Genomic DNA, 18,898 nt, shown 5'->3' with positions numbered 1-18,898 from the left:
TCAGCTGGAGAGACCGAGTTCGATTGTAAGGGCGTGGATCTCGTCTGCGGAGGGCCGCTTGGTTCCGCGAGCGGCAAGACGGTTGTGCAGGGATTGGCAGGCTGCCACTCCGCTCAACGCCCCGGACTCGATCCGATCGATCAGTGACCGGGTGAAGGTCAGTTCCGCACGGGTCAGGGTGGCGGCGTATTCCTTTTCCACCAACAGGATTTCGGGGAGCCCCGAGTGCCGCACAATGTTCTCGAGTTCATCGGCGGACTCTTCGAGATGCTGGACCCGGATGCGGAGTAGCTCGGCCACCTGCTGTGGCGGGAGAAATGCCAGGGAAGTCAGTGCCGCCGTGAACTTGGGGTACTCCTTCGATGGGTGGGACAGCAGGTCTTGGATCCACCGGGAGGCTTCCTCGATCCCCTCGTCGGTCACCGCGTACACGGTTCGCGGCGGGCGATGCCCGTTCTGCTCGCTGCCGACCGCTTCGATCAGTCCGTGCCTCATCAGTGCTTCCACGAGGGAGTACAGGGCACCGACGGTGAGGTGGACGTCGTCGTCCTTTCGCTGCTGTTCGAGGACCTGCATCATCCGATAGGGGTGCATCGGTTCATTCCAGAGCACGGTCAACACGGCCAGTGCCAGCGCGTTGTTCCGCGAAAATGCCGGTGCCACCGCCTCACCGTACGCCTCACGCGCATGTCAGGAGGTGTGTCAGGTTCATGTCAGGTCGATATCAGGTGGGCTGGCGACAGTAGTCCACATGAACAGCACAGCAATTGCGGCCTCGGGGTTGCGCAAGGCTTACGGGGACAAGGTGATCCTCGATGGCATTGATCTGGATATTGAGGCGGGGAGCATCTTCTCGCTGCTCGGTCCGAATGGAGCGGGCAAGACCACGACGGTGAATGTGCTCACGACGCTACTGACGGCGGATGGGGGCACGGCTTCGGTTGCCGGGCACGATATTGCCTCCGAGACCAAGGCGGTGCGGGCGGCCATCGGCGTGACCGGGCAGTTCGCGGCGGTGGATGATCTGCTGACGGGTGAAGAGAACCTGCGGTTGATGGCGGATCTGCACCGGCTGCGGGGCGCGGAGAGCAAGCGGGTCATCGGCGATCTGCTGGAGCGATTCGACCTGTTGGAGTCCGCGGGTAAGCGGGCGGCGACCTACTCGGGTGGCATGCGCCGGAAGCTGGATCTGGCGATGACGCTGGTTACCAAGCCCGCCGTCGTTTTCCTGGACGAGCCGACCACCGGCCTGGATCCGCGTAGCCGACGCACGATGTGGGAGATCGTGCGGGAGTTGACGAGTGGTGGCGTGACTATCTTCCTCACCACGCAGTATCTGGAGGAAGCCGATCAGCTGGCCGACAAGATCGCGGTGCTCGACCAGGGCCGTATTGTCGCCGAAGGCACCGCCGATGATCTCAAGCGCCGGGTGCCCGGCAGCCATATTCGACTGCGCTTCGCTCATCACACGCAGCTGGATGCGGCGGCGCGAGTGCTGCCCGATTCCACTCCGGATCCGGAGTCGCTGACCTTGCAGGTGCCCGGCAATGGCGGCACGAAAAGCCTTCGGGCGCTGCTGGATCGGCTTGCCGAGTATTCGATCGAGGCGGATGACGTCTCCATTCACACCCCTGACCTTGACGATGTCTTTCTTGCCCTGACGGGGCACGCCACCACGGAGGCCGAAGCACAATGAGCACTCTCACCGCATCCAGCGCCACGTCCGCTCCGAGCAGCATTGCCGCGTCACTCGGGGATTCGACAATCATGTTGCGCCGCAACTTCAAACACATCGCCCGGAACCCGGTCACGGTTTTCAACGCGGCCCTGATGCCGGTCATGATGATGTTGATCTTCGTGTACGTCTTCGGAAACGCCTTCAATGTCGGTGAGGAGTACATCAACTATTCGACCCCGGGCATGCTCCTGCTGGCCATCAGTTACGGCTTGTCGGGCACCGCGGTGTCGGTGAGTTCCGATATGGCCAGGGGCGTCATCAACCGTTTCAAGGTCATGGATGTCTCTCGTGGCGCGGTGCTGACCGGGCATGTGGTGGCGACCATGCTGACCAATGCGATTGCCATCCTGGCCGTCATCGGTGTGGCTTTCGCACTGGGATTCCGTCCCTCGGCGAGCGCGGCCGACTGGCTCGGCGCGATCGGCCTCATTGTGGCGACCTCGTTCGCGGCGAGCTGGCTCACCGTCGCGCTGGGCATGGCCGCGAAGACCCCGGAGTCGGCGGGCATGGCCGTGGTGCCGCTGATCATGCTGCCGTTCTTGAGCAGCGCGGTCGTTCCGGCCGATCAGATGGGTCAGGGCGTGCGGCAGTTCGCGCAGTACCAGCCGTTCACCCCGATCATCGAATCCCTGCGCGGGTTTCTCTCCGGAAATCCGTCCGGCGGCTACACCGCCGCGGCGCTGGCCTGGGCCGCCGGGTTCGCCATTCTCGGATACGTGTGGTCGCGTGCCACTTTCAGCAAGCGAGCGTGAGCTCGGCCAGTTCCTGCCAGTTGGCCCGCGCACCTTCCTCGGTCGCCTCGGTGAAGTCTTCTTCGCCGAGGCGACTTTGTGCTTGCTGCTCGATGCGGGCAACGTCCGGCTGGGAACGATCGGCCAGTCCGCGCAGCGCGGCACTCGCGGCGAGCAGTCGTGCGGCCTGCGCGTCCTGTCCGTCCCGCAGCGCCAGGTCCGCGATCCCGACGAGTACCCGGGCAATGGAGAGCGCATGCCCGGTCTCGACCGCCGCTCGAAAGGCGACTGTGAAGTGTTCGCGGGCTTCATCGAGTCCGTCGGCAATGTAACCGAGCAGGGTGTGAATCGACGCACTCACGTTCGGCACATCCACATCGCTGCCCAATAGGGCTGTGGCGATACCGATTTGGTGGCGCACCTGCTCGGTGTCACCGCGCCAGCGGGCCAGCTCCGCCTTCTCCAGCGCCAATACGGCCAGCGAGTTCGGCCAGGCGGCCTGATCCGCGCAACGCTGCGCCTCCGCCATCGCGAATGCGCTCGCCTCGGAATCACCCAGCAGCCAATACATTTGAGCCTGCCGCGACCGCATCCTGACCACATCGTCGAGCGCGTCGACCTCGGTGACCACCGCGACCGCTTCGGTGAAAAGCTCACACGCACGCGCGAATTCGCCGCGCATGGCGATTCGTTCCGCGACCTCGGTGAGCGCGAACGAAATCCCCCACCGCTCACCGAGTGCCCGGAATTCGGCGAGCGCCGCCTCCAGATACTCGTCGGCTTCACGCCCGGGCAGGCCGAGCAGCGTCCGCATCTTGCCCATTTGCAGCCGGGCGAGGGCACGAACCCAGGGGTCGTCGTCGGTGAGTTGCGGTTCGAACGCGGTCAGCATGGCGTCCGGTCCTTGCAATAACCGTTCCAGCGCACCGATGAACCCCATCGCCGGGTGCCGAGTGTGATCGGGCCGGTCGAACCGGGCGGCCTTGTGAATCCACTCCACCACCTGGTTCTCGTCATTGGGCCCGGAGGTCATGAAGTGCACAACCAGCCCGTAGACCAGTGCCCGGGCATCGTCGTCCACCTCGCCGGGTAGCTCGGCGGCCGCCGTGATCAATTCCAGGCCTTCGGATTTGCGGCCGCTGAGCCACCAGTACCAACCGGCCACACCCGCGAGTCGCATGGCACCACCCGCGTCCCCGGCCGCGAGCGCGCCACGCATGGCCACCGCGATATTGTCGTGCTCGGCGTCGAGCCTGGCGAGCCATTCCACCTGATCGGCCCGGCGCAGGCGCGGCTCCGCGGTGGCGGCAAGCTCGGTGAAGTATGAAAGATGCGCTCGCCGTATCGAATCCGCTTCCCCCGACTCCACGAGTCGGTCCCGCGCGTACTGCCTGATGGTGTCGAGCATCCGATAGCGCGGCTCGCTGTCCGCCGTGCCGAGCAGCAGTGACTTCTCGGTCAGCGCGGTCAGCAGTTCGAGCACCTCCCACTCCTCGACCGCGACGTTCTTCCCGTCCTCATCGACACTGTCCGCGCAAACCCGTTCGGCCGCTTCCAGACTCGCGCCACCGGAGAACACCGCGAGCCTGCGCAGCACCATCCGTTCGGCATCGGTGAGCAGCTCCCAACTCCAGTCGACCACCGCGCGCAAGGTCCGATGGTGCGGCAGCGCGGTACGGCTGCCACCGGTGAGCAGCCGGAATCGATCGTCGAGCCGATCGGCGAGCTGATCGAGCGACATGGTGCGCAAGCGCGCCGCGGCCAATTCGATTGCGAGAGGGATTCCGTCGAGCGCCCGGCACACGCGCGCCATGCTCGCCAGCGTGTGCGCATCGGACCCGAGATCCTTGCGCACCGCACCGGCGCGATCCCGCAAAAGCTGTACGGCCGGGGAGGATTCGATATCGGCGACGTCCGCGTTCTCGGCGGGCAGGGCCAAAGGCCCTACCTGCCATAGTGCTTCACCCGTGATGCCGAGCGGCTCCCGGCTCGTGGCCAGAATCCGCACCCGCCGACACTCCCCCAGCAGCCGATGCGCGAACGCCGCCGCGGCGTCGATCACATGCTCACAGTTGTCCAGGATCAGCAGCGTTTCGCGTTCGCGAATGGCCGCGATGAGCCGGTCCATCGGTTCCGCGTTCGCACCGAGCAGCGCATCGCGCAACCCGAGCGCGGCAATCGCCGCCTGCGCCATATCGCCGCCCGCGCCGACGGATCCCAGTTCGACCAGCCAGGCCCCGTCCGGAAGATCATCGAGCAGGGTCCGCGCGGTCTCCAGGGCAAGCCGGGTCTTCCCCGAACCGCCGGGACCGGTCAAGGTGGTGAGCCGATGGTTCGCGAGGAGGTCGCGCACGGCCGCGATTTCGGCATGCTTGCCGACGAATTTGGTCAGCTCGGCCCGCAGGTTCGTATTGCGTTCGGTCTCCCGCGCTCCCACTTCGCCGCGCAAGAGCGCGACGTGCAGGTCAGACAACTCCGGTGAGGGATCCACGCCCAGTTCGTCATCGAGCGCCGTCCGGGCCCGCTGGTACACGACCAGCGCCTCATTGCTGCGGCCCGCGGTGCCCAGTGCCCGCATGAGCGAGGCGACGAGCCGCTCCCGCATCGGGTGCTGGGCCACCAGCTCCGTCAGCTCGGTGATCAGCTCCGGTCCCCGGCCGAGCCGGATCTCCGCTTCGTACAGGTCTTCCATGGCCGCGAGGCGCAACCCTTCGAGCCGAGTGACCGTCGCATCGAAGGCCTCACTGTCCTGCACGCCGACGTCCTGCATGAGCGCCCCGCGCCACAGCTCGACCGCCTCACGCAACACCTGCGCCTGATACGAGTCGTCCCCACCCCGGGCCTGGTCGACAAGCTGCTCGAACCGCATGGCATCAACCGCATTCGGCGGCACCGTCAACCGATACCCACCCGCCTGCACATCCAGGGACCCGTCCGGCAGCACCTTGCGCAGCCGGGAAACCAGCGCCTGCAGCGCATTCGCCGCATCAGCGGGCGGCTGCTCCCCCCAAATCCAATCAACCAGCGTCGCTTTCGGCACCGCCCGCCCGGCCTCGAGCGCAAGGGCAATCAAGAGCGCCCGCAACCGAGCGCCCGGCACCTCGATCAATCCACCGTCATCGCCCCGGATTTCGAGTGGTCCAAGCATCCCGATCTGCACCGCGCCCATTCTGCCGTGACATACCACCAACAGCGCATCCGGGGCATAAGCGTCGAACCTCCCGCCAAGCGCACAAGGAAAACACGTTCAGTGGGACATGAGGCTGGGGTAAACGGACAAAACCCCGGCTCATGTCCCGCTCGCTGAAAAGACTGGGACTCGAGGCGGGACGGGGTGGTTGCCGCGTCCGCTCGATCGCCTTCGACAAGACCGGGACGCTCACCTGTGGGCTGCGCCAGCGGCGGTACGCGTGACTGCGGCGGTGTCGGAGTAGCCGAGGCGGCTGGACACGGCCACTCGTCGACTGCCCTGACCAGGGTGAACACGGGTTCGGGGCGGCTATCAGGTCGATGTCAGGTCTATATCAGCCGGGCTCGCGAAAGTAGTCCTCGTTGAACCACACCGGCCGGGTCGCAGGCCCCGCCAGCAGGTTCGGGACCCACTGATTTCGCTCGCACAAGGAGTACGACATGACCACCTTCCAGACCCCGGCCCCTATCACCGTCGATGTCGATGTGCTCTCGGCGAGCGTCACGGTTATCGCCTCCGATCGTGCGGACACCGTTGTCGCGGTCCGCCCGGCTGATGCGTCCAAGAAGGGTGATGTGCGCGCTGCCGAACACACCAAGGTCGATCTGGCGGCGGGCACGCTGACGGTGAAGACGCCCAAGGACTGGCGCACCTACACGCCGTTCGGCGGCAATCCGACGGTCGAGGTGATCATCGAGGTGCCCACCGGCTCGGGGCTGAAGGCCATCGCCGGTGTGGGCAGCCTGCTCGGTGCCGGTGAACTCGGCGAGTGCAATCTGGAAATCGCGGCCGGGGACATCGTTGTCGAACACCCGCAGGGCTCGGTGACCGCGAAGGTCGCCAAGGGCGACATCCGCATCGGCGAAGCCACGCGCGGCGAGATTCGGCTGGAAACCTCCATGGGCGAGCTGGAGGTGGGGATCCGTGCGGGCAGTGCGGCGCGGGTGCAGACCAATACCGCGCTCGGCAGCGTGCAGAACCAGCTGGCTCCGGTCGACCCGGCCTTCAGCAAGGACTCCGTGCAGGTCTTCGCGCGAAACTCCTACGGCAACATCATCATCCGGCACGCCAACGCCGCCTGAGTGATCCATGTCAGGTTCGGTGTCAGGCCTGTATCAGCCTGTCCGGCCACAGTATTCACAGGAACAAATCGGCTATCGCACCCGCGAAACCGCGAAATGCCCACGGAGACAGAATCATGAAACTCATTGTTGACCGCGAGCGCTGCATAGGCGCGGGCATGTGTGTCTTGACCGCCCCCGAAGCCTTCGACCAGGACGACGCCGACGGGCGAGTGATCCCGCTGGACGCCACTCCCTCCCCCGAGTGGGAGGCAGCCGTCCGCGAGGCCGTCCAGATGTGCCCGTCCGGCGCGATCACCCTCGCCGACTGATCCCCTTCTCCCACAATCCCTTTCACGAAAGAGAAATACGATGACTCAGACGGTTCCGGTCCCGCAAGGCCTGCCCATGGAGCGCAATGCGGGCCCCTTCGACCCGCCCCGCGAGATCACCCAGCTGCGTGACGCCCGCCCGGTCAGTCCCCTCCTCTTCCCCGACGGTCACGAAGGCTGGCTGGTCACCGGTTACGACGAGGTCCGTCAGGTCATGACCGACGTCCGGTTCAGCTCCCGCCAGGACATCGGCGTGCTGCATGTCCCGTACGAGACCCCGGGCATGCCCGCCGCGACCGAGCCGCAGCCGCAGGTTCCGGGCTTGTTCGTCGCCATGGATCCGCCGGACCATACTCGCCTGCGGCGCAAGCTGATCGGCGCGTTCACCGTCAAGCGCATGAAGACGCTCGAGCAGCACATTATCGATATCACCGAGCGGCAACTGGACGCGATGGCGAGCCTGACCCCGCCGGTGGATCTGGTCAAGGAGTTCGCGCTGCCGGTGCCCTCGCTGGTGATCTGTGAACTGCTCGGCGTCCCCTACGGGGATCGGGCCACCTTCCAGGTCAATTCCGCCAAGTTCTTGCTCAAGGACCAGCCGCTCGAGGACAAGATGGCGGCCTACGGCGCGATGACCGGTTATCTGGCCGAGCTGGTCATGGGCAAGCGCGCCGAACCCGGTGAGGACATTCTGTCCGATCTGGCCCGCGATGAGGATCTCAGTATCGAGGAGCTGGTCGGCATCGCCTTCCTGCTGCTGCTCGCCGGGCATGAGACCACGGCGAACATGTTGGCGCTGGGCACCTTCGCGCTCTTGGAGTACCCCGAGCAGCTGGCCGAACTGCGCGCCGATCCGGAGCTGGTTCCCGATGCGGTCGAGGAGCTCATGCGCTATCTGTCGGTGGCCGACATCTTCTATCGCTATGCCACGGAGGACATCGAGGTCGGTGGCGAAGTGATCGGCAAGGGTTCGACCGTGGTCATCTCGCTACTGGCCGCCAATCACGATCCCCGGCGGTTCGAGAATCCGGACAGCCTCGATATCCATCGCAAGGCGCGCGGGCATCTGACCTTCGGCCACGGCATGCACCAGTGTCTCGGCCAGCAGTTGGCTCGGATCGAGATGCGGGCCGGGTTCGCCGGACTGATCCGGCGTTTCCCGACGCTCGAGCTCGCCGCGGGCGAGGTCCGGTTGCGGACCGACATGAATATCTATGGCGTGCACGAGCTTCCGGTCACCTGGACGGAGACGGAGGAATAGACCGCCACGGTCTCACGGGACATGCCGTGGCGGAAATCGGAAGAGGCTCGAGGCGGGGATCCAGTGGATCCCCGCCTCAGTGTCAAATGATCTCAGCGTCAGGCGATCTCGGCGGGAGTGGAAAATGCAGCCTGCATGGCCACTCCATCCACATAGGTGTGCTTTTCGCGCACCGCGCCGTTCTCGACGAACACCACATCCGCGAGATCCACAGGGTCGGCGACGATTTCTGGGCGGTGCAGTGGAAACTGTCGGGGACCTCGTTCACCGGCGTCGCCGTGGACTTGGCTGGAGGCTTCCACCGCACCGGAGGTGCAGCGGATCGCGCTGCTGGACGGGCCCGCGGTACTCATCTCCGGTCTCGCGCTTGGGCTGAAGCCCGGGTGGCTCTAGTCGGATCGCGCGTCCGACATCCGACCCGTGCCGTACAGGTAAGCGAGCCAACCGAATACGCCGATCATCACGATGCTCAACCCCAGCGCGCCCTCGTGCAGCCGCAGAATCGTGGTGAACGGGAAGACGACTCCGGTCACGGCCACCGCGATACCCAGCGCGCGAGGCACCAGTCGCGCCTTGGCGAGTGCGATCCCCAGGAGGATCAGACTGATCGGGAACAGCGGGCCCGGCAGGAACATGAGCAGCTCCGAGGCCAGCTGATGATCCTGAAGCAATCGCAGCGAGGTCTCGGGCGAATTGCCCAGCGCGCCATCGTAGAAGCCGCGCATGGCAAAGGCCACGCCACCGGCCACCCCGATCATCAGCACCAGCCGCGCCACCGCCGTGAATCGCGGAAACCGGTGCGCCAGCAGGTCATACACGGCATTGAGCCCATACAGCCAGCCCACCAGAGCCCCCGCATTCCACACCGCACCCGCGACACCGTGAATGCCGTCGTCCTGCCAGGTGAGGGTGGAAATCGCGTACAACACCGGCGATACCGCCAAGGCCACCGCGGGCAGCACTCGCACGAACGATTCACTGGATAGATGGAATCGGCCTTCGGCGACCGCGTTTGTCGACATGGGTTTCTCCTTACTCCCGAATCGATCCACCCATCGTCGGCCCGCGCCCGCGCCCGCCACATCCAGGAAATGCCCTGATCCGACCTCATCCCGTCGGCGGACCCTGGACCGACTCGAGAGTGACCCCGAACCGACTGGAGGCTGACCCCGACTGAGTGGAGGCGGGGGCTCTCGAGTGGACCGCACCCAATGCCGCGATCGCCGGGCAGGTCTCACCTGCGGGTTATCCGGCAGGACTCGGCCGCGCGAAGGGGCCGCCTGGCTCGCCGGTATCGCGATCGGGCATAACATGTTCTGCGGCAGCCCGGTTCGTGATTCGGACGGCTCCTGCTACAAGGTCCAGGTGCCGCGAGTGGGTATCGGTGGCATCGATTGCCCTGGATCGATGAGTCGTCCCGGCCATCGATTGCCCTGGATCGATGAGTTGTCCCGGCGCGGTTATGCCTTCACCGCGGAGGCCGATCGTTCGATGCCGGACACCTGCTCGTGCCCGCGTCGCACGGGTGCCAGATACCGGGTGGTGTATTCGTCCGGGCCGACTTGTTCCTTTTCCCGCCAGCCGAATTCGGCGAGCAGTGGAGCGACTTCGGCGGGATTCAGGCCGAACCGCCAGACGCCGGTCGATACGAATCGGCGGTGCATCCCAGCGGTTTCGGGGGCGACCGGGTCGGTCAGGAAGTCGCGCAGGACGTAGGTGAAGGCCAGCCTGCTGCCCGAAGCGGAGTCGGCGAGTGTTGCCAGGGTCGAGCGGACCGCTTTCTCCTCGAGGTACTGCGTCACGCCCTCCCAGATGAACAGGGTGGCGGCGTCCGGCCGGAAACCATGCTGGGACAGTACGGTTTTCAAGTCCATCGTCTCGAAATCCATTGGCACCGGCGACACTTCATCCGGGAGTGACACCCGCGCACGCTTTCTGGCGATGCTCACCGGCAGGTCCACCTCGAACGTCCGCACACCGGCCGGTGCGGCGAGCCGTAGCGCTCGCGTATCCAAACCTGCTCCGAGAACGACGATTTGGTCGATCCCATCGCGAATCGCGGCCGCCACAACCTCGTCCATGTAGCGCTTGCGGCATGCGATGGCGTTCCAGATGCCCGGCGCGTCCCTATCCATGCCCGCCCTCAGCAGCTTGCGCACCGCCGACAGCCGGATCGCGGTGCGCATGGCCGTGGGCAGCACTCGCACCGCGATCGGGTCGGTCAGCAATCGTTCCTGCGGCGGGCGCTGCTGCTCACACGCCGCGATGACCATGGGCATCATCGAGGTGTCGGATGCCTGCATCGTCATGGCTGTCTCCGTCTCATGATCGGCGCACCGGCGCTCACGAATCGATACAACCGATCCTCGGACGGCATCAGCCGCGACGCATCAGGGAAACGCCCTGAACCAACCCTGATACCGGACCGTCAGAAAACCTGACCGGTCGGGCGGATCACCACCGAGTTGATTTCGATGCCCGCGGGCTGGGAGAGGGCGAACTCGATCGAGGCCGCCACATTGTCCGGGGTCATGATCGGACCACCCGGGGCGCCACCCTCGCGGGAATCCCAGAAGGGCGTCTCCACCCGGCCCGGCGCAACCAGGGTGACGCCCACGCCGGACCCGGTGACCAGCACTCGAGCATTCTCGGCCAGCGCGGACACCGCCCACTTGGTGACCGAGTAGAAATTGCCCGGCGTGTTCTTGACGCCCGCCGTGCTACCCACCAGAACGATCCGCCCCTGCGTTTCGCGGAGGGCGGGAAGCGCGGCCTTGACCAGCACGGCCGGGCCCAGCACATTGGTGAGCAGCATGTCACGCCACTGATCCGGGTCGCCGTCGGCGAGATCGTCGTGGGTGGAGAGACCGGCATTGGCCACCACACCAGTGAGGCGCCCGAACGCGGCCACAGTGGCCTGCACGGCAGCCTGAACCGACTCGAAGTCGGTCGCGTCCCCCGGCACGGTCAACAGCGCATCGCCCGCCCCCACCTCGGCGGCGAACTCCTCCAACCGCTCCTTACGCCGCCCGGTGATCGCGACGCGATGCCCACGATCCAGCAGCAAGCGGGTGGTGGCCGCCCCGATCCCGGTACCGCCGCCAGTGATCAGAGTGACAGGACCATCGATGATCTTCGCGCTCATTGCACTGACGTTATGCCCCCACGCATCCGCCCGCCAATCGGCCCGCCGATACCTCCCATCGAAGTACCGATCGCCCCCACCCAGCCATCGCCACTCGCCCTCGAAACCCCATCCCACCAGCCCGATTTGGCGACCACACCCGCCTTTGACTATGGTTCTCCCTCGCAACCCGGATCCATTTCCGGCGAGCAAATGCGGATGTAGCGCAGCTGGTAGCGCATCACCTTGCCAAGGTGAGGGTCGCGAGTTCGAATCTCGTCATCCGCTCAAAGATCGAACCGGCCACCCCGCACAGCGGCCACAAACACATCCCACTCCCCCGGCCCGAAGACCAACGCGGGCCCGGGATCCTTGGAGTCCCGCACGCCGACCTGCCCGGTGCCCACATGCGCGGCCTCGATGCACTCTTTGTTCGGTCCGCTGCGACTGGATTTGAACCACACGGCCCCGGACAAGTCGATACTCATGCGCCATACTCCTTCGCCACGGCCACAATCAGTCGCCTGGTGTCGGTTTTGTCCAACGCTACGCGGCGGATCTCGGTCAGCGCATCACGATATTGGCGCACTTCGTGGTCACGCTCCAGGTAGAGATCGCCGACGTAGCCCTCGACATACACGACCGGCAGTTCTATCAGCTTCGACTCGGGCAGAGGCGGAAACTCCAGCAGGACAAACGAACCTACGAACGAACCGAGATGGCTGGAGGCGTCGAACGGAACAACCCCGATGGAGACGTTCGGCAATGCTGCGCAATCAGCCAAGTGCCGGAGCTGGTCGGCCATCACCGGCCGCCCGCCCACCTGCGCGCGAAGAACCGCCTCCGACAGGAGCACATCTATCGTGAAACCCGGTTCCCGCAAGCGATTTTGGCGATAAGAAGCCATCTCGATAAGCCTCTCGACGTCATCGGTGGATCGCGTGGGGTCGTCAACCCAGAACATGGCACGCCGATACTCCGGAGTCTGGAGCAAGCCAGGCACGAGAGTGGTCTGCCAGGTGATGATCCTGCGGGCATCTTGCTCGAGCCCCAGATAATGATCGAAGCCTTCAGGGGTCGCATCCGCGAACCCCTTCCACCACCCTCCGCCGAGTTCCTTGGCCTGCTTCACTTCCTGATGCAGTCCCAGCACCGTCCCGCGCTCTGCGTCGGTTGCCCCGTAGGCATTGCACAGAGCGTTCAGGTGCAGGCCGCTCACCTGGGTAGCCCGCCCCTCCTCCATTCGCCCGATGGTCTGCGGAGACACCTCGGCCACCCGAGCAGCGGCAGCCTGTGAAATCTCGGAAACTTCTCGCATTCGACGCATTTCGCGCCCCAAGGCCCGGCGCGCGAGCGTACTGCCACTACTACTCATCTCGTTAGCCTCACTATCCGGTGACGCTCCATATGGAATGGTCCGCAGAGGAAATATGGCGTGTTCATCGTTTATCCGCCGTCTTGAATGTTCCACCCGATTCCACGCCGGTGTCTACTGAATTCATCAAATCCCCCACCACCACAAAGCAATTCAAGGATCGGAGTACGGCTATGTGTGGCATCCCACCGATCGTTCACGGGGTCCGCCCCGTAATGACGGTCGAACTCGCCCATCACGACATGCAGGAACACCTTCTCTGCCTGGTGATTACATGCCCCCGCAAGGCACAGGCCCGCACCCGCCTGATCGAAGCAGGCCAACTGGTCCCCGCCACCCCGAGCTTCTGAGCGCCTCCCCCACCCGCGCCACCACGGCATCCGGCCGCCCATACAACAGCGCCCCATTAACCCGAATCATCCTCCACCCCAACCCCTCGAGCTCGGCATACCGATCAATATCCTTCGTCCGCTGAGCAGCATCCCGCCAATGCTGCTTCCCGTCATATTCCACCCCCACCCGCCACTCCTCCCACCCCATATCAATCCGAGCCACAAATTCCCCCCACCGATCCCGAACAACCACTTGCGTTGCCGGAGCAGGGAATCCGCGATCAACAAGCAGCATCCGAGTATGAGTCTCCGGCGGAGACTCCGCCCCACCATCAATCAACGGAATAAGCGCCGACAGCCGCCGAATACCCCGAGCCCCCGGATGCTCACGAGCACAACCCACAATCAACCCCGGATCAAGCCGAGTAGCCCCACACAGCGCATCAAGAACAGGCAGAGCAACATCCCGAGCCAACCGCCGCCCCAGATCAAAGCCAGTCCGAGCCGGAGTAGTGACCACAAACCCACCTACGTCACATCGCTCACCCTCTGGAATCACATCCTTCGTAACCCGAATCCCACACGGCACCCGCAAATGTCCCGCCCGCGCAACCTCCGCCGGAAGCCCATCATCAATCCACTTGGTCCCATACATAGCGGCAGCCGAGTACCCCACCAAAACCGCAGACCCCCCACCCCAAAGCCCAGCCAACCGCGCCCGCATCCCCGCATCAAGCAACTCCCCCTGCCGCATATAAACATTCGGAAACACCCGCACAAACTCCCTCCCCTTCTCCAACTCCCACTTGCTAACCCACCCCGCCGCCACCGCACCCGACCCAACAAACCCTCCACTCAATTCCCCCGTCATACCCAAAACTATCCCCCCACCCACCGACACCCAACGCCCCTTCACCGAGAGGGGACATCAGCCGGGGTTTTGTCCGTTTACCCCAGTCTGATGTCCCCCCTGAACGTGTTCTTGTGGCGGTTGCGCGCTGAGGTGAGATGCGCGAGTGCCGATTTGTCGGTTTTCCTCCTCTGGAAGTCGTTGGTCTTTTGTTTTCAGTCTCGAGAGGTAACCAGGGCCATCCAGCCAGGCTGGTACGTGAGGTTGCGGCTCCCAGCTGGGGAGCCAAAGTCGGGTACGGCACCCGACGCGCCCAGCACTGCTTCTTTTCCACAAGTTGCCACCGACCCTCACCGCAACAAGCTCCCCCGTGGAGCCTGCTCGTCCAGCCGACTCGACCAACACCTCTCAGCAGAGGTCGTTATGGTGCAGAGAGAATCCACACGCATAGGGGTTGACGATGACAAGCCGAGAACCAGCGCTACGGACGCGCACTACCAGCACCGGAACACGCAATGAGCAAGGACGCACACGGACATTCGGAACACCGGACCTGTTCGTCTGGGCTCCGGTACTGGCGCTGATCCAGGCCACCGTGATCACGCTGATCATCTTCGGCTCGATCGGCCTGCCACTCGGGCTGATGGCCGTGGCGGTAGTGCTGGTAGGGCTCGACAGCTGGATCAATCGCTGACTATTTCGGGGAATCCAGCTTCACCACATTGGCCGGGATGGCGGGGATCGATTGAATGGTCTGGACTTTGGCGGCGGGGTTCGGCAGGACCAGACGCCAGTCCTCGGAGGACCAGGTGACGGTTTCGGCGGTCGCGGTGATGCTGTTGTCGGGGTAGGTGCTGTAGATGACCAGGTCAGTGCTGGCGGGGGTGTAGTTGACGACCTTGTAGCCCGCGATGCGAGGAGCGGTCGCCGGGGCAGCCGGGGCGGTGATGGAGATCTGCACTCGGGCCATTACCCAGGCGTCTTTGCCCGGCCCGGGCATCAGGGAGATGGATGCCATTTGGGCCCAGGCATTGTCAGGGGCCAGCGAGATTCTGGTGCTGTGGTTGATCGCCGCCAAGGCCGCACCCTGTGGTGTGTGCGAGTAGCCGGAGGCGGTGCCGGATAGCTTGGCCGGGCCGTCGTGCGCGCCGATGGGTAGCGGTACGCCCTGATAGTTCTCCCACCGCAGGTCGGCCGGGGCGCGGGCCGGGTCGATCGGCGTTGTCGTGGGAGCCGTGACGGCGGAATCGTTTCCACCGCAGGCGGCGAGCGTGAGAGCCGCGGCCGCGACAGCCAGGGTTTGCGCGTGGTGTGCTGACTTGGCGCGCATGGGAATTCCTTCGAGAATTGGCAGGCCGATGAGAGATGTTGCGGTGCACGGCGCTTGCGGAGGGAAGTGTTCGAGCCGACCGGGCGGATTTTGCTCGATCGTAGGCGCAAGATCGAATGCGGAGAACACAGCCGGAGAAGAATTCGATCCGACTGTCCCGTATCAGGTTGTGGGGGGCCGAGATCCGGGTAAGATCAGGGCCGCAACATGATCATCGCAGGTTGTGGGGTTGACATGGGTCATCGTGACGTTGTTCCGATGGATTGCCTGCGGGGTCGGCCAGAGGTGTGGAATGCCATGGCGTACGGGGGTTTCGGGCGAAGCAGCCCGCCGCTGACCATTCGGTGAAGGGGAATGGGATGACAAACGTACGTCGCTCGGCTATGAAGAGCCGGGAAAAGGGGATCCGGAATGACCGCCAGACGTAAATGGACTTCGCTCTCCGTGTTACCGGTAATGCTCGCGGCCGGAACCGGTGCGGCCGCAGCCGCGCCCGGACAACCCGGGCTCGCGGTACCGGGTGACGGGCAGCCCGGGCTGAGCGTGCCCGCGCAACCACCCGCCCAGCAGCCTTCGGCACCGAGCTTGGCCGACTTCATCCCCGATCCACCGGCTCCCCCGAACCGGCCCCGACCGAGCCAGCAGACATCGCCGCAGGCCGATATGGCGGTCCAGAATCCGAAGCAACCGGTGGAGACCGAGCCCGAAACGGAAGCTCCGCAGGCGAACCCTGCTGAGCAGGCACCCGTTGTTCCCACCGACCCGCACAAGCTTCGGATCGGTACGACCTCGATGCAATTGCCAGATTTTGTTGACACCAAGACGCGGGACAAAGTGCAGGCCCAGTTCGACTCGGTGGAGTGGAATATCGCCTCGGTCTACGACGGATTGGGCTTCTCTCGCACAGACTCTGACCGAATGGCCGCTTCCAGCCTGATGGGCGTCGGAATCGGCGGATACGCCGGGATGGTCACTGGCGCACCCGTAGCGGTTCTGGGTGGTTGCGCGGTCGGCGGAGTGGTGGGCGGTCTGATCGGCGCGGCCGCCGGAGGTATCCCGACAGGTGGCATCGGCGCCCCGATTGGTGCCGCGATCGGCGCTGTGGCTGGGTGCATGATCGGCAGCGTTCCGGCGGTAGGCGTTGGGGCCGTGCTCGGTGCACTCGGCGGTGGCGTGCTCGGTGGTGCCGCGGGTGGTGCGGTCGGTGCCGTGACGAATCCCGCTGCCGCGCAGGTCAACGAGGTTGCCGCGGTCGAGCCGGTTGCGGCACCCGAGGCAGCGCCCGTGACCGCACCCGCGTGGGTGCCCGAACCCGTCAAGGCCTTCGCGGCGCAGCCGGTTGCCGCTGTGGCGACGCAGGTTTCGAACACGGTCGAGGCGGTCGAGGATTCGAGTCCGGTCGGGGAGGCCGCGGTCAGTACTTTGCGGGCGGCGGTGGCGAATATGCCGACGCTGGATCCGAACACCTTCGGGGTTGCGGCGGATGTGATCAATAGCGTGGTGGCGGCCGTTCAGGCGCCGAGTGGTCAGTGACTTAACTGGTTGGAGTGATTAGGGTGCCCGAGGAGCGCGACGACACGACCCGACGGGCGACAATGCCCGCGCTGTCCCCCGAGGTCGAAGGGGAGGGTGCGCGGTCGGCCGATCCGGCCGCGGCCGAGTGGTCGCGGTGGCTCGAGCCGGGTCCCGGCCGCGACGGCGGGGTGAATCTCGAGAAGAGCGAATACCTTTCGCTCGGCTCGCGGCGGACCGAACTGCTGCGGCACGACGATCCGATGGCTCCGCTCATGGCGGAGGCGCGACGGCGGACCCTCGCCATGCGGCGGCGGCAACAGATCATCTTCCGGGCCGCGCTGGCGGCCGCCCTGGTCGCGGTGCTCGCCGCGGTCTCGGGCGGGGTGTGGATGACAGTGCGCGACAAGGGGACAGCCGACGAATCGGCGCTCGCGTCGAGCTCCGAGAACGCCGCCCCGGCCGCGCCGACCAGCGCGGCACCCGGCGTGGACTGGTGCGCGCACACCGAAACCTCGACGCGGGTGGTGAGCGCCAAGGACGGTGACCCGAGCACCGGGGCCGGAGTCATCCTGCACCTGGAATACGCCTGGTACGTGCTGCGCGATCCCGTCGCGGTGCGCAATCTGCTCACCCCGGACGCCCAGGTCGCCTCCGAAAGCGCCACGCGCGCGGCCATCACCGCGATTCCGACGGGCACCCAGCACTGTGTTGCCGTGTCGTCGCTGGGCAGCGAACGCTGGGATGTGCAGATCGACGAACGGCATCCGGACGGATCCCTCGCCTCCTGGCAGCAGACCATGACCACCGCGGTCCGGGACGGGCGGACGATGATCACCTCCATCGTCGCGGGCGGGTGAGCCATGCCCGGGATACCCGACCTGGTAGAGGCGCTGATCGGACGCAAACAGGAGACCGAGAGCGCCGAGACGAACACGCTCACCGCGACTCCCGCGCCCGGATCGCCCACTGATTCGGTGCCCTTGCGCGGCGGTCAAGGCCGCCTCGTGCGCGCGACCCTGCCCGCGGTGCTGGTGCTCGGCAGCTCGGGCGCGTCCGGGGCCACCACCACCGCGCTCGGGCTCGCGGCCGCCGCCGTGGCCGACAGCGAGGGCGAGATCTGGCCGGTCGTGGTCGACGGCACCCTCGGCGGCGGCGATGCCGGACTGCGCGGCTGCGACGGCGCGATACCGGTCAGCACCTTGCAGGACTGGCTCAACACCCCGCACCCCGAACTACCCGCCGCGGTCGGCGCATGCAGCGGCCAAACCTCCACCGGCGTGCGAGTCCTCCCCCGCAGCCCCGACCCACTCCCCCGCCGCGAAACCCTGCTCTCCGCCGCCCGCCACCTCGAAACCGCCGGACTCCTGGCCGTTTTCGACGCGGGCGCCCCCGTCACCAGCCGCCAAGCCGCACCCCTGCTCGCCGACCCCCGCATGGGCCTAGTCCTCACCGTCGCCGCCCGCCCCGACGCGATCAACCGCCTCCAACCCGCCCTCCGCTGGCTCGACGAACAATTCGGCGAATTCCTGATCGGCGACGCCGTAATCGTATTGACCGAACAGGTCAAAGATTCCGCCACCGCCGCCACCGGCCACGTCCGCGCCCACCTAGGCAACTTCGTCCGCTCCGTAGTAACAATCCCCTTCGACGTCCACCTAGCCACCGGCGGCCTGATCTCCTGGCACCGCCTCAACGCCGAAACCCGCGACGCCTACCTAACCCTGCTGGGAGTGCTCCGATGACCCACTCCCCCTCGGTCATCCCCACCGACCCGGCACCCCCGAACATCGCAACCCCCAACAACATCGCGTCCACCCCGGCATTCCGCCACGCGGCCATAGCCCACCACTCCGGCACGCAGGCATCGCCCAGCCACTCCGGCCCGCAAGCATCACCCCACCACTCCCGCACACAGGCATCGCCCAGCCATTCCCACGCGCAGCCATCGCCCAGCCACTCCGGCCCGCAAGCATCACCCCACCACTTCCGCGCGCAGGCATCGCCCAGCCACTCCGGCCCGCAAGCATCACCCCACCACTTCCGCGCGCAGGCATCGCCC

The 18,898-nt window shown here is 65.7% G+C and carries 19 protein-coding genes, 1 tRNA gene and 2 pseudogenes; 12 read left to right on the top strand and 10 right to left on the bottom strand.

Annotated features, from left to right (window positions below; genetic code table 11):
* Positions 1 to 663 (bottom strand): PadR family transcriptional regulator, encoded by a 663-nt coding sequence (locus AB0N05_RS08860; protein WP_364689397.1) that lies wholly within the window; start codon positions 661 to 663, stop codon positions 1 to 3.
* An 88-nt stretch (positions 664 to 751) separates the two neighbouring features.
* Between AB0N05_RS08860 and AB0N05_RS08855 the strand changes: the two genes are divergently transcribed.
* Positions 752 to 1,696: an ATP-binding cassette domain-containing protein gene (locus tag AB0N05_RS08855; protein ID WP_364689394.1), complete on the top strand. Its 945-nt coding sequence runs from the start codon at positions 752 to 754 to the stop codon at positions 1,694 to 1,696.
* On the top strand, positions 1,693 to 2,490 hold the full coding sequence (locus AB0N05_RS08850; protein ID WP_364689391.1) for an ABC transporter permease: 798 nt from the start codon (positions 1,693 to 1,695) through the stop codon (positions 2,488 to 2,490). Before AB0N05_RS08855 ends, AB0N05_RS08850 begins: the two co-directional genes overlap by 4 nt.
* On the opposite strand, the gene AB0N05_RS08845 is transcribed toward AB0N05_RS08850, so the two are convergent.
* Complete coding sequence (locus AB0N05_RS08845) at positions 2,474 to 5,617, bottom strand: BTAD domain-containing putative transcriptional regulator (RefSeq protein WP_364689388.1); 3,144 nt, start codon at positions 5,615 to 5,617, stop codon at positions 2,474 to 2,476. The two genes, AB0N05_RS08850 and AB0N05_RS08845, sit on opposite strands and share 17 nt — an antisense overlap.
* 482 nt (positions 5,618 to 6,099) lie before the next feature.
* On the opposite strand from AB0N05_RS08845, the gene AB0N05_RS08840 reads away from it, so the two are divergent.
* From AB0N05_RS08840 to AB0N05_RS08830, 3 genes are all read left to right on the top strand, one after another.
* Positions 6,100 to 6,741: a hypothetical protein gene (locus AB0N05_RS08840; protein ID WP_364689384.1), complete on the top strand. Its 642-nt coding sequence runs from the start codon at positions 6,100 to 6,102 to the stop codon at positions 6,739 to 6,741.
* 116 nt (positions 6,742 to 6,857) lie between these two features.
* Complete coding sequence (locus AB0N05_RS08835; RefSeq protein ID WP_364689381.1) at positions 6,858 to 7,052, top strand: ferredoxin; 195 nt, start codon at positions 6,858 to 6,860, stop codon at positions 7,050 to 7,052.
* Positions 7,053 to 7,092: 40 nt separating this feature from the next.
* Positions 7,093 to 8,313, top strand: coding sequence for a cytochrome P450 (locus tag AB0N05_RS08830; RefSeq protein WP_364689378.1), 1,221 nt, complete (start codon positions 7,093 to 7,095; stop codon positions 8,311 to 8,313).
* A 98-nt stretch (positions 8,314 to 8,411) separates the two neighbouring features.
* On the opposite strand, the gene AB0N05_RS08825 is transcribed toward AB0N05_RS08830, so the two are convergent.
* The 4 genes from AB0N05_RS08825 to AB0N05_RS08810 all read right to left on the bottom strand — a co-directional run bounded on the left by AB0N05_RS08825 (position 8,412) and on the right by AB0N05_RS08810 (position 11,458).
* On the bottom strand, positions 8,412 to 8,666 hold the full coding sequence (locus AB0N05_RS08825) for a hypothetical protein (RefSeq protein ID WP_364689376.1): 255 nt from the start codon (positions 8,664 to 8,666) through the stop codon (positions 8,412 to 8,414).
* A 36-nt stretch (positions 8,667 to 8,702) separates the two neighbouring features.
* A complete protein-coding gene (locus tag AB0N05_RS08820) occupies positions 8,703 to 9,335 on the bottom strand; it encodes a hypothetical protein (RefSeq protein WP_364689374.1) in 633 nt (210 codons plus the stop codon).
* A 438-nt stretch (positions 9,336 to 9,773) separates the two neighbouring features.
* Positions 9,774 to 10,622, bottom strand: coding sequence for an SAM-dependent methyltransferase (locus AB0N05_RS08815; RefSeq protein WP_364689372.1), 849 nt, complete (start codon positions 10,620 to 10,622; stop codon positions 9,774 to 9,776).
* Positions 10,623 to 10,741: 119 nt separating this feature from the next.
* Positions 10,742 to 11,458 carry an SDR family NAD(P)-dependent oxidoreductase gene (locus tag AB0N05_RS08810; protein ID WP_364689370.1) on the bottom strand — a complete coding sequence of 239 codons (717 nt, stop codon included), beginning with the start codon at positions 11,456 to 11,458 and terminating at the stop codon, positions 10,742 to 10,744.
* Between the two features lie 194 nt (positions 11,459 to 11,652).
* Here AB0N05_RS08810 and AB0N05_RS08805 point away from each other — a divergent pair.
* Positions 11,653 to 11,725 (top strand) — tRNA-Gly (locus AB0N05_RS08805).
* On the opposite strand, the gene AB0N05_RS08800 is transcribed toward AB0N05_RS08805, so the two are convergent.
* Together AB0N05_RS08800 and AB0N05_RS08795 are read right to left on the bottom strand one after the other, a co-directional pair.
* Complete coding sequence (locus AB0N05_RS08800) at positions 11,725 to 11,925, bottom strand: DUF397 domain-containing protein (protein WP_364689367.1); 201 nt, start codon at positions 11,923 to 11,925, stop codon at positions 11,725 to 11,727. The two genes, AB0N05_RS08805 and AB0N05_RS08800, sit on opposite strands and share 1 nt — an antisense overlap.
* Positions 11,922 to 12,812 carry a helix-turn-helix transcriptional regulator gene (locus AB0N05_RS08795; protein ID WP_364689364.1) on the bottom strand — a complete coding sequence of 297 codons (891 nt, stop codon included), beginning with the start codon at positions 12,810 to 12,812 and terminating at the stop codon, positions 11,922 to 11,924. The genes AB0N05_RS08800 and AB0N05_RS08795 overlap by 4 nt, the downstream gene beginning before the upstream one ends.
* A 215-nt stretch (positions 12,813 to 13,027) precedes the next feature.
* Between AB0N05_RS08795 and AB0N05_RS08790 the strand changes: the two genes are divergently transcribed.
* Positions 13,028 to 13,162, top strand: coding sequence for a hypothetical protein (locus AB0N05_RS08790; RefSeq protein WP_364689643.1), 135 nt, complete (start codon positions 13,028 to 13,030; stop codon positions 13,160 to 13,162).
* Between the two features lie 10 nt (positions 13,163 to 13,172).
* Here the strand turns inward: AB0N05_RS08790 and AB0N05_RS08785 are convergent.
* A pseudogene (locus tag AB0N05_RS08785) lies at positions 13,173 to 13,439 on the bottom strand (DUF559 domain-containing protein); the annotation flags it as partial.
* A 1,015-nt stretch (positions 13,440 to 14,454) separates the two neighbouring features.
* On the opposite strand from AB0N05_RS08785, the gene AB0N05_RS08780 reads away from it, so the two are divergent.
* On the top strand, positions 14,455 to 14,688 hold the full coding sequence (locus AB0N05_RS08780) for a hypothetical protein (protein WP_364689361.1): 234 nt from the start codon (positions 14,455 to 14,457) through the stop codon (positions 14,686 to 14,688).
* On the opposite strand, the gene AB0N05_RS08775 is transcribed toward AB0N05_RS08780, so the two are convergent.
* Entirely contained in the window at positions 14,689 to 15,324 is a 636-nt protein-coding gene (locus AB0N05_RS08775; RefSeq protein WP_364689358.1) for a hypothetical protein, read from the bottom strand.
* A 411-nt stretch (positions 15,325 to 15,735) separates the two neighbouring features.
* On the opposite strand from AB0N05_RS08775, the gene AB0N05_RS08770 reads away from it, so the two are divergent.
* The 4 genes and pseudogenes from AB0N05_RS08770 to AB0N05_RS08755 all read left to right on the top strand — a co-directional run.
* The gene (locus AB0N05_RS08770; RefSeq protein WP_364689355.1) at positions 15,736 to 16,857 is read left to right on the top strand and encodes a hypothetical protein; all 1,122 of its coding nucleotides are present in this window, start codon (positions 15,736 to 15,738) and stop codon (positions 16,855 to 16,857) included.
* A 23-nt stretch (positions 16,858 to 16,880) separates the two neighbouring features.
* Complete coding sequence (locus AB0N05_RS08765; protein ID WP_364689352.1) at positions 16,881 to 17,696, top strand: hypothetical protein; 816 nt, start codon at positions 16,881 to 16,883, stop codon at positions 17,694 to 17,696.
* Between the two features lie 3 nt (positions 17,697 to 17,699).
* Positions 17,700 to 18,581 (top strand): hypothetical protein, encoded by an 882-nt coding sequence (locus tag AB0N05_RS08760; protein ID WP_364689348.1) that lies wholly within the window; start codon positions 17,700 to 17,702, stop codon positions 18,579 to 18,581.
* Positions 18,578 to 18,898: pseudogene (locus tag AB0N05_RS08755) on the top strand (hypothetical protein); the annotation flags it as partial. The gene AB0N05_RS08760 and the pseudogene AB0N05_RS08755, both read left to right, overlap by 4 nt.

This window comes from Nocardia sp. NPDC051030, assembly GCF_040683015.1.
GTDB lineage: Bacteria > Actinomycetota > Actinomycetes > Mycobacteriales > Mycobacteriaceae > Nocardia.
The sequence above is the reverse complement of the archived record's forward strand: the minus strand, read 5'-3'. Positions and strand labels throughout refer to the sequence as shown.

Excerpts from the sequence above, each read along its gene's own strand:
- AB0N05_RS08840 (WP_364689384.1), top strand. The coding sequence starts at position 6,100 with ATGACCACCTTCCAGACCCCGGCCCCTATCACCGTCGATGTCGATGTG.
- AB0N05_RS08850 (WP_364689391.1), top strand. The coding sequence starts at position 1,693 with ATGAGCACTCTCACCGCATCCAGCGCCACGTCCGCTCCGAGCAGCATT.
- AB0N05_RS08855 (WP_364689394.1), top strand. The coding sequence starts at position 752 with ATGAACAGCACAGCAATTGCGGCCTCGGGGTTGCGCAAGGCTTACGGG.
- AB0N05_RS08775 (WP_364689358.1), bottom strand. The coding sequence starts at position 15,324 with ATGCGCGCCAAGTCAGCACACCACGCGCAAACCCTGGCTGTCGCGGCC.
- AB0N05_RS08835 (WP_364689381.1), top strand. The coding sequence starts at position 6,858 with ATGAAACTCATTGTTGACCGCGAGCGCTGCATAGGCGCGGGCATGTGT.
- AB0N05_RS08830 (WP_364689378.1), top strand. The coding sequence starts at position 7,093 with ATGACTCAGACGGTTCCGGTCCCGCAAGGCCTGCCCATGGAGCGCAAT.
- AB0N05_RS08820 (WP_364689374.1), bottom strand. The coding sequence starts at position 9,335 with ATGTCGACAAACGCGGTCGCCGAAGGCCGATTCCATCTATCCAGTGAA.
- AB0N05_RS08825 (WP_364689376.1), bottom strand. The coding sequence starts at position 8,666 with ATGAGTACCGCGGGCCCGTCCAGCAGCGCGATCCGCTGCACCTCCGGT.
- AB0N05_RS08780 (WP_364689361.1), top strand. The coding sequence starts at position 14,455 with ATGACAAGCCGAGAACCAGCGCTACGGACGCGCACTACCAGCACCGGA.
- AB0N05_RS08800 (WP_364689367.1), bottom strand. The coding sequence starts at position 11,925 with ATGAGTATCGACTTGTCCGGGGCCGTGTGGTTCAAATCCAGTCGCAGC.
- AB0N05_RS08810 (WP_364689370.1), bottom strand. The coding sequence starts at position 11,458 with ATGAGCGCGAAGATCATCGATGGTCCTGTCACTCTGATCACTGGCGGC.
- AB0N05_RS08815 (WP_364689372.1), bottom strand. The coding sequence starts at position 10,622 with ATGACGATGCAGGCATCCGACACCTCGATGATGCCCATGGTCATCGCG.
- AB0N05_RS08760 (WP_364689348.1), top strand. The coding sequence starts at position 17,700 with ATGCCCGGGATACCCGACCTGGTAGAGGCGCTGATCGGACGCAAACAG.
- AB0N05_RS08845 (WP_364689388.1), bottom strand. The coding sequence starts at position 5,617 with ATGCTTGGACCACTCGAAATCCGGGGCGATGACGGTGGATTGATCGAG.
- AB0N05_RS08770 (WP_364689355.1), top strand. The coding sequence starts at position 15,736 with ATGACCGCCAGACGTAAATGGACTTCGCTCTCCGTGTTACCGGTAATG.
- AB0N05_RS08790 (WP_364689643.1), top strand. The coding sequence starts at position 13,028 with ATGACGGTCGAACTCGCCCATCACGACATGCAGGAACACCTTCTCTGC.
- AB0N05_RS08795 (WP_364689364.1), bottom strand. The coding sequence starts at position 12,812 with ATGAGTAGTAGTGGCAGTACGCTCGCGCGCCGGGCCTTGGGGCGCGAA.